Source organism: Microbacterium abyssi, from assembly GCF_015277895.1.
Lineage (GTDB): Bacteria > Actinomycetota > Actinomycetes > Actinomycetales > Microbacteriaceae > Microbacterium > Microbacterium abyssi.
The window spans coordinates 840111-854884 of sequence record NZ_CP063815.1 but is presented as its reverse complement, the minus strand read 5'-3'; the positions used below and the strand labels follow the sequence as shown (position 1 = coordinate 854884).

Sequence of the window (14774 nt, the reverse complement as noted above, 5' to 3'; positions counted from 1 at the left end):
GAGCGAAGCGCGAAGCGCGCAGCCGAAACGGGGTGAGCGAAGCCGCACAGCGGCGGAGTCGAAACCACTCGAGTCAGGACCCCGCTTGGTCAGAGGAGCGGGGCGACGCGGGTGCGGATCGCGTCGGCGATCCGATCAGGGGATGCCGCGGCATCCAGCACGATGAACCGATCGGGCTCGGCATCCGCCAGCGCGAGATACGCCTCGCGCACCCGGGCGTGGAAGTCCTGCTTCTCCGCTTCGAGCCGGTCGAACGGCTTGTCCGCTGAGTCCAGACGCCGTCGCGCCGCGACGGGGTCCAAGTCGAGCAGCACCGTGAGATCGGGCAGCGCGCCGTTCGTCGCCCATAGCGAGAGGTCGCGCACCTGCGCGCCGTCGAGCACCCGGCCTGCCCCCTGATAGGCGACGGACGAGTCGAGATAGCGATCCTGCAGCACGATCTCACCGCGCTCCAGCGCTGGGAGTACGACGGTCTCCACGTGGTGCGCGCGGTCGGCTGCGTACAACAGCGCCTCGGCGCGGGGCGCGATGTCGCCGCGGTGATGCAGCACGATGTCACGGATCAGCTGCCCGACCTCGCTGCCTCCGGGCTCGCGTGTGCGCAGCACGGTGTGATCGGCGTCCCGCAGCCAACTCTCGAGAATCTCCGCCTGCGTGGTCTTTCCTGAGCCGTCGCCGCCCTCGAGAGTGATCCAGAGCCCAGGGCGTGCGGTCACGCGTTCGCTTTCTTCTTGGCGTTGGCGGCCCGGGTCGCTGCGGCCTTCTTCGCTGCCGCCGAGCGGGCGGCAGCCTTGTCGGCATCCGACTTCGCGGCCGTCTTCTTCGTGGGCACCTTCTTGGCTGCAGGCTTCGCCGGAGCCTTCTTCGCCGGAGCCTTCTTCGCGCCTCGCTTGGGAGCCGGGCCCTTCGCACGCTTGTCGGCGAGCATCTGCACCGCAATCTCGAACGTGATGTCCTCGGGCTTCTGACCGCGCGGGATCGTCACGTTCGTCTCGCCGTCCGTGACATACGGGCCGAAGCGTCCGTCACGCACGCGGATCGGTTTGCCGCTGACCGGGTCGGCTTCGAACTCGGCGAGCGCGCTGGACGCCCGGCGAGACCCTGCCCCGTACTTCGGCTGTTCGTAGATCGCGAGCGCCTGCTCGAGGGTGACATCGAAGATCTGCTGCTCGCTCTCCAGCGAGCGCGAGTCGGTGCCCTTCTTCAAGTAGGGCCCGTACCGGCCGTTCTGCGCCGTGATCTCATCGCCGTTCTCGGGGTCGGTGCCGACGACGCGGGGAAGGCTGAGCAGCTTCAGCGCGGTGTCCAGGTCGATGTCCTCGACCGACATGGAGCGGAACAGCGATCCGGTGCGCGGTTTGGGCGCGTCCTTCTTCGCGGTCTTCTTCTTCGGCGCCTCGACGACCTCGCCGGTGGCCTCGTCGATGACGGGGTCCTCCTCCGGCAGGTTCTCCTGCACGTAGGGGCCATAGCGGCCGTCCTTGACGACGATGACTCGGCCGTTCTCGGGGTTCTCGCCGAGAACGCGATCGCCGGCGACCGGAGCGTCGATGAGCTCCTGGGCCTTCTCCGCGGTGAGCTCGTCGGGGGCGAGGTCTTCGGGAACGTTGACGATGCGTCCGCGCTCCTCCGGTGTCGCCGGGTCGATGACCTCGAGGTACGGGCCGTACTTGCCGAATCGCAGGGTGGCGGTGTCGGTGATGCGCGTGGAATTCAGCGCGCGCGCGTCGATCTCGCCGACGTTGTCGACGACCTGGCGGAGCCCGACCTGGGCGTCGGAGCCGAAGTAGAACGACTTCAGCCATTCGACGCGCTTCTGCTCCCCGCGCGCGATCGCATCGAGGTCGTCTTCGAGCGCCGCGGTGAAGTCGTAGTCGATCAGATCGGAGAAGTGCTCCTCCAGCAGCCGCACGACGCTGAACGCCATCCAGGTCGGCACGAGCGCCTGGCCGCGCTTGGTGGCGTAGCCGCGGTCGATCACGGTGCCGATGATGCTGGCGAAGGTGGAGGGGCGGCCGATGCCGTGCTCCTCGAGCGCCTTGACCAGAGAAGCCTCGGTGTAGCGGGGCTTCGGCGTCGTCTTGTGGCCCTTCGCCTCGGCATCCGACATTCCGAGTTCGTCGCCGACGGCGACGGCGGGCAGGGACTGGTTCGAGTCGGCGTCGGTGTCGCCGCGCTTCTCGTCCTTGCCCTCCTCGTACGCCTCGAGGAAGCCCTTGAACGTGTACACGGTGCCGGATGCCGTGAACTCGGCGAGCTTCCCGGCACTCGCGCTGAGCTCCGCTGAGGTGTCGACAGCGATCGTCACCGTGGTGGTCTCGTACTTCGCGTCGGCCATCTGGCTGGCAACGGTGCGCTTCCAGATGAGGTCGTAGAGTCGCAGCTCTTCGCGGTCGAGCTCGCCGGCCACGGACGCCGGCTTGCGGAAGTTCTCGCCCGAGGGACGGATGGCCTCGTGCGCCTCCTGCGCGTTCTTGCTCTTGGACTTGTACACCCGGGGCTTCAGCGGCACCGCGCCGTCACCGTAGAGAGCGACCGCCTGGCTGCGCGCAGCCTGCACCGCCTGGGTGCTGAGCGCGACCGAGTCGGTTCGCATATAGGTGATGAAGCCCTTCTCGTACAGGCGCTGGGCGACGCTCATCGCCTGCTTCGCACTCATCGAGAGCTTGCGTCCGGCCTCCTGCTGCAGCGTGGAGGTGGTGAAGGGGGCGTAGGGGCTGCGGGTTCCCGGCTTGGCCTCGACCTTTGTGACTGTGCCGGCGCCTGCGGCGTCGACGGCGTCGGCGAGCGCGGTGGCGTCCTTCTCGGAGAGGACGACGACGGCCTTCTTCAGCTTTCCGCTGTCGTCGAAGTCGGTGCCGCGGGCGAGCTGTCCTCCGTCGACGCGCACCAGGCGCACCTTGAACGCGGTGCCCGATGCGGCGGACGCCTCGACGTCCCAGTAGTCGGCGGAGACGAACGCCATGCGCTCGCGCTCCCGCTCGACGATCATGCGCGTCGCTGCGGACTGCACGCGCCCGGCGGACAGACCGGTCTTGACCTTGTACCAGAGTACCGGCGAGACGTCCCAGCCGTACAGGCGGTCGAGGATGCGGCGGGTCTCCTGCGCGTCGACGAGCGCGAGGTCGAGCTCGCGCGTGTTGCCGACGGCGGCCTGGATGGCGTCCTTGGTGATCTCGTGGAACACCATGCGCTTGACGGGCACCTTGGGCTTCAGGGTCTCGAGCAGGTGCCAGGCGATGGCCTCCCCCTCGCGGTCCTCATCAGTGGCGAGCAGGAGTTCGTCTGCGTGCTTGAGGGCGCGCTTGAGCTCGGCGACGGTCTTCGTCTTGCGATCGGAGACGACGTAGTACGGATCGAAGCCGTTCTCCACGTCGATGGAGTACTTCCCGTAGGCGGCCTTGTCGCTCGCGGGGATGTCCTTCTTGTCTGCCAGATCGCGGATGTGGCCGACCGAGCTGAGCACCTCGTAGTCATCGCCGAGGTACCCCTGAATCGACCGCATCTTCGTCGGAGACTCGACGATGACGAGCTTCTTGCCTTCAGCCAAGGGTGCGTCCTTTCTTCGAAGCACACCATACACACCACTGTCGTGGCGTGTTCACAGCGGAGCCGTGAGTGGAATCTCGGTGGTGTCGCCGTCAGAATCCCTCGGGTGGCCCTGCGCGGGCTCGGGAGACGGCAGCAAGACCAGCGTACGCCGCTTCGACCCGCACGGTCGCCAGAGGGCCCTCGAGTACGCATGCGACGAGCGTCGCTCCGGATGCCGCGGCCACCCTGGCGGCGAGCGCGCACGGCTCTTCGTCGGTGATGATCGCGCCGGACGCGGCATCCGCTGCGGCGAGCGCCGCGGCATCCGCAGCTCCCGCGGCGCGCTGAGCCGTGACGGCCGCACCACCGACGGCCGCGAGTCCGATCGAGAGGGTGGCGGCGACGGCGAGGATGCTCGCCGACAGCGCGGTGCCGGCCATCAGAGGCCTCCGCTGAGCGCACAGCTGGACGCGGACAACGGGATGCTGATGAGCCGCCCGATCTGTGCATCGATCCGTGCGCTCACGCAGACGAGATCGCCGCGGGCCGCGCTGGATGCACGCGCCCCGTCGACGGCAGCAACCACCGCCGCATGTGCGGTCGCCTCGCTCTCTCCGCGGCCGAGCAGCCGCGCGGCGTCGGCCGCGGCATCCTGGAGGGACACCTGCTGGGCCGCCGCGCCGAGCGCCCCCGCGCCGAGCAGCAGCGTGATCGCCACAGCAGGCAGGGCGAGGGCGAGCTCGGCGGCGACGGAGCCGCGCTCGGTGTCGTGCGCCGAACCGATCATGTCGTCACGACACGGTCAGCGCCCGGCGCACGAGATCCGTGAGGATGCCGCGCACCTCGTCCGACCTCATGATGACGACCAGCAGGCCGGCGAAGGCGACCGCGGCCATCGTCGTGATCGCGTACTCCGCGGTGGCCGCGCCGGATTCGTCGGTGAACAGGGACGCGGCGCGTCTCCTGGTCAGCATGGGGAGAGTGTTCATGGTGTTCCTTCTTTCTCTGGTGCCGCCGTCAGATCGGCAGCGGGGTGGATGCGAGCACGGACAGGATCAGGGGTGCGACGCCGAGCAGCAGGAACGCGGGCAGCGTGCACACGCCGAGGGGGATCAGCAGCTGCGAGGAGAGCTTCGCAGCGCGCATCCTGCCGTGCACCCTGGCGTCGTGACGGTCCTGCGCGGCAACCGCGCGGAGCAGCTCGCCAGCCGGAACCCCGGCGGCACGCGACAGCTCGAGCACCTCGGTGGTGCGCGTGCCGTGCACGCGATCCCGGGCGGGGCTGTCCTCGACGAGCTGCAGAGAGCGGGCGATGGATGCCCCTCCGGAGAGCGCGACCGCGACGAGTTCGGCGTGGAGTCCCGGGGAACCCGTATCGGGTTGCGCGCGCCGCAGCAGTCGCCGCGTCCACAGCCGGGCGGCCAGCACGAGCAGCAGCCCAGCGATCAGGCAAGCGGTGCCGATCGGATTGCCGATGAGGACGGACACGGTGTCGAAGCCGAGCGCGAATCCGAGCAGCAGTCCCGCCAGCGGCATCCACAGCAGCAGCCGTGCGGTCCCGGCGGGCTCCGCGAGTGCGATGCGCACATCGTCGGCGGCCGTTGCGGCGTCTCGCATGGTTTCGGCGAGGGATTTCAGCACCACGGCGAGCGGGGCGCCGACGACCGTGGCGACGTCCCACGCGGCAGCGACGTCGCTCCACGCGCCGCCCTCGGTGCCGATCGCGTCGATCAGCGGGATGCCGTCATCGCAGCGCGCGATGACGCGTTCGGCGTGCGGGTCGCCGGAGTCGGCGAGGTGCCGCCAGGCGTTCAGCGGCGCGGCTCCCGCCTGCAGCAGCACGGCCAGCGTGCGGACGGACGACGCAGCCGCCTCGGCCCCGCCATCCACCTCGCGGCTTCGGAGCGTCACCACGGCTGCACCTCCTCTATATCGAGCCGCTCGTCGCGCAGCAGGAAGCGCCCTGCCTGGGCCATCCGTCGCACACCGTCTGCGTTCCGCGCGAGATGCACGACCACGGTGAAGGCGCTGACGGCTTGTCTCGCGAGTGCCGTGGCATCCATTCCTGCCAGCGCGCCGAGGGCTTCGAGGCGCGCGGGCACATCGACGAGACCGCTGGCGTGCAGGGTGCCCGCGCCGCCGTCGTGCCCGGTGTTCAGCGCCGACAGCAGCTCCCTCACCTCCTCGCCGCGGCACTCCCCCACGATCAGCCGATCGGGGCGCATGCGGAGCGACTCCCTGACCAGTCGCGCGAGGGTGATGGAGCCTGCGCCCTCCAGATTCGACTGGCGCGCTTCGAGCGCGACATGGTGCGGATGACCAGGTCGCAGTTCGGCGACGTCCTCGATCGTGACGATCCGCTCACGCGAGGGCACGGCGTGGAGCAGCGCCGACAGCAGCGTCGTCTTGCCCGTGCCGGTGCCGCCGGTGATGAGGATGTTCGCCCGGTCGGCGACGAGTTGCTCCAGCCACGCACGACGGCGTGGGTCGAACGCGCCGAGCGCCGCAAGGGCGTCGAGGTCGGCGGCACCGACCCGCGGGATTCGGACGGACACGGCGGTTCCCGAGGTCGACACCGGCGAGAGGACCGCATGCACGCGTATGCCGGAGGCCAGCCGCACATCGACGCACGGGGATTGATCATCGAGGTGGCGCCCGCCGGCGCCGACGAGCGCGACGGCGAGGTCCCGCACTTCCCGTTCGGATGCCGCCCAACCCGCCACGCGCTCGGCACCGTCGCCGCGATCGACGAACAGCCCGTCCGCACCGTTGACGAAGACGTCGGTCACCCGCGGGTCGGCGCAGTGCTCCGCGAGAGGTCCGAGAACGGAATCCGCGCCTTCGGGCAGCGCACCGCGGACATCGCGTACGGTCGAGGACCCGCGCGGCTCGATGATGAACGGCTGTGGCATGCCCCGAAGCTATGCGCAGCGGCATCCGCGCCGGAGCCGGAAACCCGCGCTCTGTGCGCAACTCGCACTGCGGAGCGACGGTGCAGAACGACTGATCTACCCACTTTCGGCGGTATCTGCTGATTTCGCGCGAGACTAGATTCACCGTGTCACGGTCGTGTCATGCGCACGACCTCGTTCACCGCAAAGGAGCGCGTGCCATGAGCAGCCAGATCGACCACCTCCTCGACGAGACCCGGCAGTTCCCGCCGACTGCGGACTTCGCCGCCGCCGCGGTCGCGAAGCCCGAACTGTATGAGCGCGCCGCCGCCGATCGCGAGGGATTCTGGGGTGAGCAGGCCCGCGAGCTGCTGCACTGGCACAAGCCGTTCACGAACGTCCTCGACTGGTCTGCCCCGCCGTTCGCGAAGTGGTTCGACGACGGCGAGCTCAACGTGGCGTACAACTGCCTCGACCGCCACGTCGAAGCCGGCAACGGCGACCGTGTGGCCCTGCTGTGGGAGGGCGAGCCCGGCGACGAGCGCAGCATCACCTACGCCGAACTCACCGACGAGGTCAAGCGCGTCGCCAATGTGCTGGCCGGCTACGGTATCGGAACCGGCGACCGCGTCGCGATCTACCTGCCGATGATCCCCGAGGCCGTCGCCTCGATGCTCGCGGTGGCCCGTCTCGGCGCGATCCACTCGGTCGTCTTCGGCGGATTCAGCGCCGACAGCCTGCGTTCACGCATCGACGACGCCGGCGCCAAGGTCGTCATCACGGCAGACGGCGGCTACCGCAAGGGCCGCGTCTCCGCGCTCAAGCCCGCGGTCGACCAGGCGCTCAGCGACCGCGGCGACGGAGAGCAGCAGACCGTCGAGCACGTTCTCGTCGTCAAGCGCGGCGAGAACGAGGTCGACTGGGTGGAGGGGCGCGACCACTGGTGGCACGAGGCTGTGCCTGCGGCATCCGCCGATCACGTCGCGCAGGCCTTCCCCGCCGAGAATCCGCTGTTCATCCTGTACACCTCCGGGACCACGGGCAAGCCCAAGGGCATCCTGCACACCTCCGGCGGCTACCTGACGCAGGCCGCCTACACCCACCGGAACGTCTTCGACCTCAAGCCCGAATCGGACGTGTTCTGGTGCACCGCCGACATCGGCTGGGTCACGGGGCACAGCTACGTCACCTACGGCCCGCTCGCGAACGGCGCCACCCAGGTGCTGTACGAAGGAACCCCCGACACCCCGCATCCAGGGCGCTGGTGGGAGATCATCCAGAAGTACGGCGTGACGATCTTCTACACCGCGCCGACCGCGATCCGCTCGTTCATGAAGACCGGTCGCGCGGTCCCGCAGAAGTTCGATCTGTCGTCCATCCGCCTCCTGGGGTCCGTGGGTGAGCCCATCAACCCCGAGGCGTGGATGTGGTACCGCGAGGTGATCGGCGCCGGCGAGACGCCCATCGTCGACACCTGGTGGCAGACCGAGACGGGCGCGATCATGGTCTCCGCGCTGCCCGGTGTGACGGCGGCCAAGCCGGGGTCCGCGCAGGTGCCCCTGCCCGGCATCTCGATCGACGTGGTCAACGAGTCCGGCAGCGAGGTGGGCAACGGCAACGGCGGACTCCTCGTGATCACCGAACCGTGGCCCGCCATGCTCCGCGGCATCTGGGGCGACCCCGAACGCTACAAGGAGACGTACTGGGAGAAGTTCGAAGACCAGGGGTACTACTTCGCCGGTGACGGCGCGCGCCTGGATGCCGACGGCGACCTCTGGTTGCTCGGACGAGTGGATGACGTGATGAACGTCTCCGGTCACCGTCTGTCCACCGCGGAGATCGAGTCCTCGCTCGTCGCGCACGAGGCGACGGCAGAGGCCGCCGTGGTCGGCGCATCCGACGAGACGACCGGTCAGGCGGTGGTGGCCTTCGTGATCATCAAGGAGAGCTACCTCGCCGAGCACGACCCGGCCGGCCTCGCGACGCAGCTGAGGCAGTGGGTCGGAGAGCAGATCGGCGCGATCGCGCGTCCGCGGGACGTGTACATCGTCGGCGAGCTGCCCAAGACCCGATCCGGCAAGATCATGCGGCGACTGCTGCGCGATGTCGCGGAGGGACGCGAGGTCGGCGACACGACCACGCTCGCAGACACCGCGGTCATGAGCATCATCTCTGCGCAGGTGAAGTAGCCGGTGCTCGGCTTCACGCGAGGATGAAGGTCACCTCGACCTCGACGGGGCTGTCCAGCGGCAGCACCGCGACGCCGACGGCGGCGCGGGCATGCTGCCCGGCATCCCCGAAGATCTCGCCGAGCACTTCGCTCGCGCCGTTGATGACGCCGGGCTGACCGGTGAACGACGGGGCGGATGCCACGAAGCCGCCGACGCGCAGCACCCCGCCGATCTTCTCCACACCGCCAGCGGCGGATGCCGCGGCGGCGAGAGCGTTCAGCGCACATGTGCGGGCGTAAACCTTGGCATCCTCAGCGGTGACCTCTGCGCCTACCTTGCCGGTCGCCGGCAGGGCACCCGAGGCGAACGGCAACTGGCCGGACGTGTGGACGAGGCCGCTGTGCACGACCGCAGGGACATAGGCGGCGACGGGAGCTGCGACCTCGGGAAGCTCGATGCCGAGCTCGGTGAGGCGTGTTGCGACGCTCATGCGTCGCCACCGTCGAACTGACGCGAGGCCTCGGCTGCGGCGGCGAGCCCGGCCGAGTTCGAGCCGTCGTCCGAGACGGGGCGTTTGAAGTAGGCCACCAGGCCGCCCTCCGGGCCCTGGACGACCTGAACGAGCTCCCACCCCTGCTTGCCCCAGTTGTTGAGGATCGCGGCGGTGTTGTGGATCAGCAGCGGGGTTGTCAGATACTCCCACGTGGTCATGGCACTCCTGCAGGTTGTGTGGCGGACGGTGACGGCGACGAATCGACCGAGCGTCAGAGGCGATTATTCAGGGAAGTCCCCTACGATCTAGCGTATGCCTCAGAAGAATCGCACGGCTAAAGGTGTGCTCGGCGGCCTCCTCGGCCTGGTCGGACTCAGCGCTGTCGCCGGCATCCTCGTGACCGCCACGGTCACCCCCGCACTCGCTGTCGCAGGCGCCGCAGGTTCCCAGGCTCTCAACATGTTCGAGAAGCTGCCGTCGTACCTGAAGATCGACGCGCCCATGGAGCCGAGCACGATCTACGGAACCGGCAAGGACGGCAAGCCCTTCGCGCTGGCGACGTTCTTCGACCAGAACCGCACCCAGGTCACCTTCGACCAGATCAACCCGGTCATGTACGACGCCGTCCTCTCCAGCGAGGACAAGGACTTCTACGAGCACGGCGGTGTCAACCTCGGCGCGACCGCGAAGGCACTGATCGACAACCTCCGCGGCACGTCATCGCGCGGCGCGTCCACGATCAGCCAGCAGTACGTCAAGAACGTGCTCGTACAGCAGTGCGAACAGGGTGTGCTTCCTGGCTCCGAGGGATACTCCGACGCGATCGCGCAGTGCTGGCTCGATGCCACGAACGCCACCGGCAGCGATGGCATCGAGCGCAAGCTGCAGGAGATGCGCTACGCGATCCAGATCGAGAAGGACTATTCGAAGAACGAGATTCTGCTCGGCTATCTGAACATCGCGAGCTTCGGCGGCACCGTCTACGGCATCGAAGCCGCGGCGAACTACTACTTCAGCACGACCGCCGCCAAACTCAACGTGTCACAGGCCGCGACGCTGGCCGGCATCGTTCAGAACCCGAACACGTACCGCATCGACATGAAGGACGGCACGACCACCGACAGCGAGGGCAACGCCGTCAACTCGGAGGCCGACGGGTACAAGCTCACGCTCGACCGCCGCCACTACGTGCTCGGCCGCATGCTTGACGATGGCAAGATCACGCAGGCGCAGTATGACAAGGCTGACGCCTCGCCGATCGTGCCCAAGATCAAGCAGTCGTCGCAGGGATGCGCGGCCGCAGGAAACAACGCCTACTTCTGCCAGTACGCGAAGAGCGTCGTCCTGAGCGACCCGGCGTTCGGCGACACCCGGCAGGAGCGCACCAAGGCGCTGTACCGCGACGGGCTTGAGATCTACACAACACTCGACATGCGCGTGCAGGAGCCCGCGATCATCGCCCTGCGCAACCGCGTGCCGGCGAACTACGACAACAACTACTTCGGTGCTGCCGGAGTCACGGTCGAGCCGGGCACCGGCCGCGTGCTGGCCGTGACCCAGAACACCAACTTCCGCGAGACGGTCAGCAAGGACAAAGCGTACACATCCATCGTCTACGCCACGGACAACGCACACGGCGGATCGAACGGCTTCCCTGTCGGGTCCGCCTACAAGCTGTTCACCCTCGTCGATTGGCTCGAGAACGGGCACTCTGTCAACGAATCGATCAACGGCCGCAACCAGGTGCTGCAGATGCCCGCTGAATGCGCGGGCGGGCCGATCACCTTCGACACGAAGGACGTCGGCAACTTCGGCAGCAACGGCGGTTACACCGGCACTGCCATGACGTTCACTCGGAACTCGTTGAACTCCGGCTACTTCGCGATGGCCGCGAAACTCGACATCTGCGACATCAACAAGGTCGCGGAGCGTATGGGCGTCAACGTGGCCGACGGCACGAGCACCACCGACGTCAATCTCCCGTTCAACGTCCTCGGCGACAAGTTCATCTCCCCGCTCGATATGGCGGGTGCCTACGCGACCGTCGCCAGCGGCGGCAAGTACTGCACGCCGAAGGTGATCGACAAGGTCCTCGACCAGGAGGGCGCCGAGCTTCCCGTACCCGAGTCGAAGTGCTCGCAGGTGCTCACACCCGAGGTCGCCGCGACCGCGGCATACGCGCTGCAGGGCGTGATGGCCTCGGGAGGCACCGGCTCCGCCGCGAACCCGTGGGACGGCACGCCGCTGATCGGCAAGACCGGGTCTCACAACAACTACTCGACCATGATGATCGAGTCGAGCACCAAGGCCACCACGGCGGTCTACGTCGGTCGCACGGAGGGCAGAGAAGGTATCTGGGGGCAGTGGTACAACGGCAACCTGTTGCAGAACATCCGCTACGACATCGCACGCGACATGCAGGCCGCGGCGAACGCCCTGCTCGGCGGCGATGCGTTCCCGCAGCCGGACAAGGAGCTGACGAAGGTCACCTACGTCGAGCTTCCGAGTGTCGTCGGCATGTCCGTCGAGGATGCCACCAGAACGCTCGAGAATGCCGGATTCGCCGTCACGGTCGCGAAGCCGATCGACAGCGATGAGGACGCCGGCATGATCGCCGAGCAGGACCCGGGTGCCGGACGCGTCACCAGCGGCACCACCGTGACGATCACGCCGAGCACGGGCAAGCCTGCGGCCACAGCGGTACCGAACGTCGTCGGAGAGAAGTACTCGCAGGCGAAGAGCAAGATCGAAGCGGCCGGCTTCGAGGTCGCCGCGCCGAACTGCAAGGGCGGTGACGAGGTAGTCGCACAGGTTCCCACCAGCGGCAAGGCCGCTCCGGGCAGCACTGTCACGCTCGCGTGCGCCGGCGGCGAAGGCGAAGGCGACGGCGACGGCGAAGGCGATTGAGCAGGGGCTCCGCCCGTCCGGTCCTCATCGCGCTCGGCGCGGTGGGGGCCGTCGGCGCGGCGTGCGCGGTGTGGGGCATCGGCATCGAGCGGTACCTGTTCACGGTTCGTGAGGCGACGGCCTCGGCCCTCCCCGCGGGTTCCGCTCCGCTCCGCGTTCTGCACATCTCCGATGCGCACATGACACCGTGGCAGCGCCGCAAGCAGGAGTGGCTGGCGTCCCTCGCCGATCTCGAGCCCGACCTCATCGTCAACACCGGCGACAATCTCGGCCACCGCGACGGTCTCGACGGCGTCCGCAGGGCGTTCGAGCCGTTCGCCGGCACCCCTGGCGTGTTCGTGCACGGGTCCAACGATGTGCACGGCCCCACTCCTCGCAACCCGCTGCGCTACTTCGCCGGCCCCTCGAAGCGGCATGTGAAGCCTGAGAACCTCGACACCGCCGGCCTCGATGCCTTCCTCGGCGAAGAGCTCGGCTGGGCCGACCTCAACAATTCCGCCGCACGCGTCCGCGTCGGCGACAGGGACATCGACCTCTTCGGCGTGAACGATGCGCATCGCGACTGGGACGACCTGGACGTCCTCCCGGATGCCATCGCCCGGCTGGGTGCGCGGGATGCCGCCACTCCCCTGCTCGGCGTGACGCACGCGCCGTACCAGCGGGTACTGAACACGTTCACCGACCTCGGCGCACAGGCGATCTTCGGCGGCCACACGCACGGCGGGCAGGTGTGTCTGCCGTTCTACGGCACCATCGTCGCGAACTGCGATATCCCGCTGAAGCAGGCCAAGGGCCTCAGCACGTGGACGCAAGGGGAACGCAGCATCCCGCTGAACGTCAGCGCCGGCTGCGGTCATTCGATCTACGCGCCCGTGCGTTTCGCGTGCCGTCCCGAAGCGACGCTGCTGACGCTCACGGCCAAGGACACGCCCGCGTGACCGTCGCCGGCGCTCGATTCGGTGCGGCACACGATTCGATGTAGACTCGAACGGTTGCAACGGGGTGTGGCGCAGCTTGGTAGCGCGCTTCGTTCGGGACGAAGAGGCCGCAGGTTCAAATCCTGTCACCCCGACAGTTGCAGGAAGGTCGCCCTCCGGGGCGGCCTTCTTCCATATCCTGGAGACATCATGACTTCACCGCGTCTGGTCGCCTTCGACCTGGATGACACTCTTGCCGCGTCCAAGAGTGCGATCGATCCGCGCATCGCGGCGCAGCTGCGCGCGCTGCTGCGCGTCGTCGAGGTCGCCATAATCTCCGGTGGCAACGAGGCGCAGTTCCGTTCTCAGGTGGTCGCCCAGCTCGGTGATGCGGATACTGCTGAGCTCGCGCGCCTGCACCTGTTGCCGACCTGTGGCACTCGGTATCTGCGCCATGACGGCGAGGACTTCGTTGCCGTCTACGCACACGATCTGTCGGATGCCGAGAAGACCTCTGCCCTCCAGGCGCTGCGCGAGGAGGCCGAGCGCCTCGGCCTCTGGGAGCGGAGCCCCTGGGGCGACATCCTCGAGGATCGCGGCTCGCAGATCACGTTCTCGGCACTCGGGCAGAAGGCACCGGGCGACGCGAAGCACGCCTGGGATCCGACCGGAGAGAAGCGCCTGCACCTGCGTGACGCCGTCGCCGCTCGGCTACCGGGCCTGGAGGTGCGCGCCGGCGGCTCGACGTCGATCGACATCACCCGCGCCGGCATCGACAAGGCCTACGGCATGAAGGCACTCGCCCAGCACACCGGCATTCCCCTCGAGGAAATGCTGTTCTACGGTGACCGGCTCGACGAAGGCGGAAACGACTACCCTGTGCTGGCGCTCGGGGTCCATTCGGTCGCGGTGACCGGCTGGGAGGGCACCGCCGACGAGCTCGACGCACTGCTTCCGACGCTTCAGCCGCAGATGGAGTCCCGGCCGTCATAACATGACGGCATGGAACCACTGACGCTCATCGTCGTCGTCGCGGCCGTCGTCAGCGGCGCCTGCTGGGTGCTCTCGCTCCTCACGCGCGACACCTCGTGGGTCGACCGGGCATGGTCCATCGTGCCGGTCGTCTACGCGTGGATCTTCGCCGGCGCCGCACTGGCATCGGGCCTCGATGCCGCGCGCCTGGTGATGATGGCGCTGCTTGCAACGGCGTGGGGCGCGCGCCTGACGTTCAATTTCGCACGCAAGGGCGGCTACACCGGCACGGAGGACTACCGCTGGGCGATCCTGCGCGCCCGCCTGCACCCCTTGCAGTTCCAGGTCTTGAATCTGCTGTTCATCGTCGGGCTCCAGATGACTCTGCTCGTGCTCATCACCCTTCCGGCGCACGTGGCGCTGATGCACGCGGCGCCTCTCACCGCGTGGGACGCGCTGTTCGCGGTCGTCTTCCTCGCCCTGCTCACAGGAGAGACGATCGCCGATCAGCAGCAGTGGGACTTCCACCGCCGCAAGAGGGCCGCCGGCGGCGCTCTCGCTCCCGGTTTCCTCACCACAGGGCTGTTCCGATACAGCCGGCACCCGAACTTCTTCTTCGAGCAGGCGCAGTGGTGGGTGTTCTACGCGATCGGTGCGGCGGCGGCCGTCGCGTCCGGTCTCGGGTTCGTCGGAGGCGCTCTGAACTGGACGATCGTCGGCCCTCTGCTGCTGACCGCGCTGTTCATCGGCTCGACGATGTTCACCGAGTCGATCTCGGCATCCCGCTACCCGGAGTACGCCCGGTATCGTCGCACGACGTCGATGATCATCCCGTGGGTCCCGCGGGAGCGCGTGTCGCTCTGAGCGACACGCCCCATCACGCGCACCTGAG

14 protein-coding genes and 1 tRNA gene are annotated in these 14774 nt (G+C 68.2%); 6 read left to right on the top strand and 9 right to left on the bottom strand.

Annotation, left to right across the window (positions count from 1 at the left end; all coding sequences use genetic code 11):
• Nucleotides 1-89 precede the first annotated feature (89 nt).
• The 7 genes from tmk to IM776_RS04165 form a co-directional block, all read right to left on the bottom strand.
• Complete coding sequence (gene tmk / locus IM776_RS04195) at nt 90-716, bottom strand: dTMP kinase (protein ID WP_194421773.1); 627 nt, start codon at nt 714-716, stop codon at nt 90-92.
• A complete protein-coding gene (topA, locus tag IM776_RS04190; protein ID WP_194421772.1) occupies nt 713-3550 on the bottom strand; it encodes a type I DNA topoisomerase in 2838 nt (945 codons plus the stop codon). The genes tmk and topA overlap by 4 nt, the downstream gene beginning before the upstream one ends.
• Nucleotides 3551-3641: 91 nt before the next feature.
• Nucleotides 3642-3971: an Rv3654c family TadE-like protein gene (locus tag IM776_RS04185; RefSeq protein WP_194421771.1), complete on the bottom strand. Its 330-nt coding sequence runs from the start codon at nt 3969-3971 to the stop codon at nt 3642-3644.
• Nucleotides 3971-4318 carry a TadE family type IV pilus minor pilin gene (locus tag IM776_RS04180; RefSeq protein WP_194421770.1) on the bottom strand — a complete coding sequence of 116 codons (348 nt, stop codon included), beginning with the start codon at nt 4316-4318 and terminating at the stop codon, nt 3971-3973. Before IM776_RS04180 ends, IM776_RS04185 begins: the two co-directional genes overlap by 1 nt.
• 4 nt (nt 4319-4322) lie before the next feature.
• On the bottom strand, nt 4323-4520 hold the full coding sequence (locus IM776_RS04175; protein WP_194421769.1) for a DUF4244 domain-containing protein: 198 nt from the start codon (nt 4518-4520) through the stop codon (nt 4323-4325).
• 28 nt (nt 4521-4548) lie between these two features.
• The gene (locus IM776_RS04170; RefSeq protein WP_194421768.1) at nt 4549-5445 is read right to left on the bottom strand and encodes a type II secretion system F family protein; all 897 of its coding nucleotides are present in this window, start codon (nt 5443-5445) and stop codon (nt 4549-4551) included.
• Nucleotides 5439-6443 (bottom strand): TadA family conjugal transfer-associated ATPase, encoded by a 1005-nt coding sequence (locus tag IM776_RS04165; RefSeq protein WP_194421767.1) that lies wholly within the window; start codon nt 6441-6443, stop codon nt 5439-5441. Before IM776_RS04165 ends, IM776_RS04170 begins: the two co-directional genes overlap by 7 nt.
• A gap of 200 nt (nt 6444-6643) precedes the next feature.
• Between IM776_RS04165 and acs the strand changes: the two genes are divergently transcribed.
• On the top strand, nt 6644-8611 hold the full coding sequence (acs, locus tag IM776_RS04160) for an acetate--CoA ligase (protein WP_194421766.1): 1968 nt from the start codon (nt 6644-6646) through the stop codon (nt 8609-8611).
• Between the two features lie 13 nt (nt 8612-8624).
• Here acs and IM776_RS04155 read toward each other — a convergent pair whose 3' ends face one another.
• Nucleotides 8625-9083 carry a RidA family protein gene (locus IM776_RS04155; RefSeq protein ID WP_194421765.1) on the bottom strand — a complete coding sequence of 153 codons (459 nt, stop codon included), beginning with the start codon at nt 9081-9083 and terminating at the stop codon, nt 8625-8627.
• On the bottom strand, nt 9080-9304 hold the full coding sequence (locus IM776_RS04150) for a Sp36 family protein (protein ID WP_194421764.1): 225 nt from the start codon (nt 9302-9304) through the stop codon (nt 9080-9082). The genes IM776_RS04155 and IM776_RS04150 overlap by 4 nt, the downstream gene beginning before the upstream one ends.
• 94 nt (nt 9305-9398) lie before the next feature.
• Here IM776_RS04150 and IM776_RS04145 point away from each other — a divergent pair, with 94 nt between their 5' ends.
• The 5 genes from IM776_RS04145 (at nt 9399) to IM776_RS04125 (ending at nt 14746) form a co-directional block, all read left to right on the top strand.
• Nucleotides 9399-11993 carry a transglycosylase domain-containing protein gene (locus IM776_RS04145; RefSeq protein ID WP_194421763.1) on the top strand — a complete coding sequence of 865 codons (2595 nt, stop codon included), beginning with the start codon at nt 9399-9401 and terminating at the stop codon, nt 11991-11993.
• Nucleotides 11990-12931, top strand: a complete 942-nt coding sequence (locus tag IM776_RS04140) for a metallophosphoesterase (RefSeq protein ID WP_194421762.1) — start codon at nt 11990-11992, stop codon at nt 12929-12931. The genes IM776_RS04145 and IM776_RS04140 overlap by 4 nt, the downstream gene beginning before the upstream one ends.
• 60 nt (nt 12932-12991) lie before the next feature.
• Nucleotides 12992-13065 (top strand) — tRNA-Pro (locus IM776_RS04135).
• 55 nt (nt 13066-13120) lie between these two features.
• A complete protein-coding gene (locus IM776_RS04130) occupies nt 13121-13903 on the top strand; it encodes an HAD-IIB family hydrolase (RefSeq protein WP_194421761.1) in 783 nt (260 codons plus the stop codon).
• Nucleotides 13904-13912: 9 nt separating this feature from the next.
• Nucleotides 13913-14746, top strand: coding sequence for a DUF1295 domain-containing protein (locus tag IM776_RS04125; protein ID WP_194421760.1), 834 nt, complete (start codon nt 13913-13915; stop codon nt 14744-14746).
• The last annotated feature ends 28 nt before the right edge of the window (nt 14747-14774 follow it).

What these genes read in the sequence shown, in the direction of transcription:
- IM776_RS04125 (WP_194421760.1), top strand. Translation starts at nt 13,913, where the DNA reads ATGGAACCACTGACGCTCATCGTCGTCGTCGCGGCCGTCGTCAGCGGC.
- IM776_RS04165 (WP_194421767.1), bottom strand. Translation starts at nt 6,443, where the DNA reads ATGCCACAGCCGTTCATCATCGAGCCGCGCGGGTCCTCGACCGTACGC.
- acs (WP_194421766.1), top strand. Translation starts at nt 6,644, where the DNA reads ATGAGCAGCCAGATCGACCACCTCCTCGACGAGACCCGGCAGTTCCCG.
- IM776_RS04130 (WP_194421761.1), top strand. Translation starts at nt 13,121, where the DNA reads ATGACTTCACCGCGTCTGGTCGCCTTCGACCTGGATGACACTCTTGCC.
- IM776_RS04180 (WP_194421770.1), bottom strand. Translation starts at nt 4,318, where the DNA reads ATGATCGGTTCGGCGCACGACACCGAGCGCGGCTCCGTCGCCGCCGAG.
- IM776_RS04155 (WP_194421765.1), bottom strand. Translation starts at nt 9,083, where the DNA reads ATGAGCGTCGCAACACGCCTCACCGAGCTCGGCATCGAGCTTCCCGAG.
- IM776_RS04175 (WP_194421769.1), bottom strand. Translation starts at nt 4,520, where the DNA reads ATGAACACTCTCCCCATGCTGACCAGGAGACGCGCCGCGTCCCTGTTC.
- IM776_RS04185 (WP_194421771.1), bottom strand. Translation starts at nt 3,971, where the DNA reads ATGGCCGGCACCGCGCTGTCGGCGAGCATCCTCGCCGTCGCCGCCACC.
- IM776_RS04145 (WP_194421763.1), top strand. Translation starts at nt 9,399, where the DNA reads ATGCCTCAGAAGAATCGCACGGCTAAAGGTGTGCTCGGCGGCCTCCTC.
- IM776_RS04150 (WP_194421764.1), bottom strand. Translation starts at nt 9,304, where the DNA reads ATGACCACGTGGGAGTATCTGACAACCCCGCTGCTGATCCACAACACC.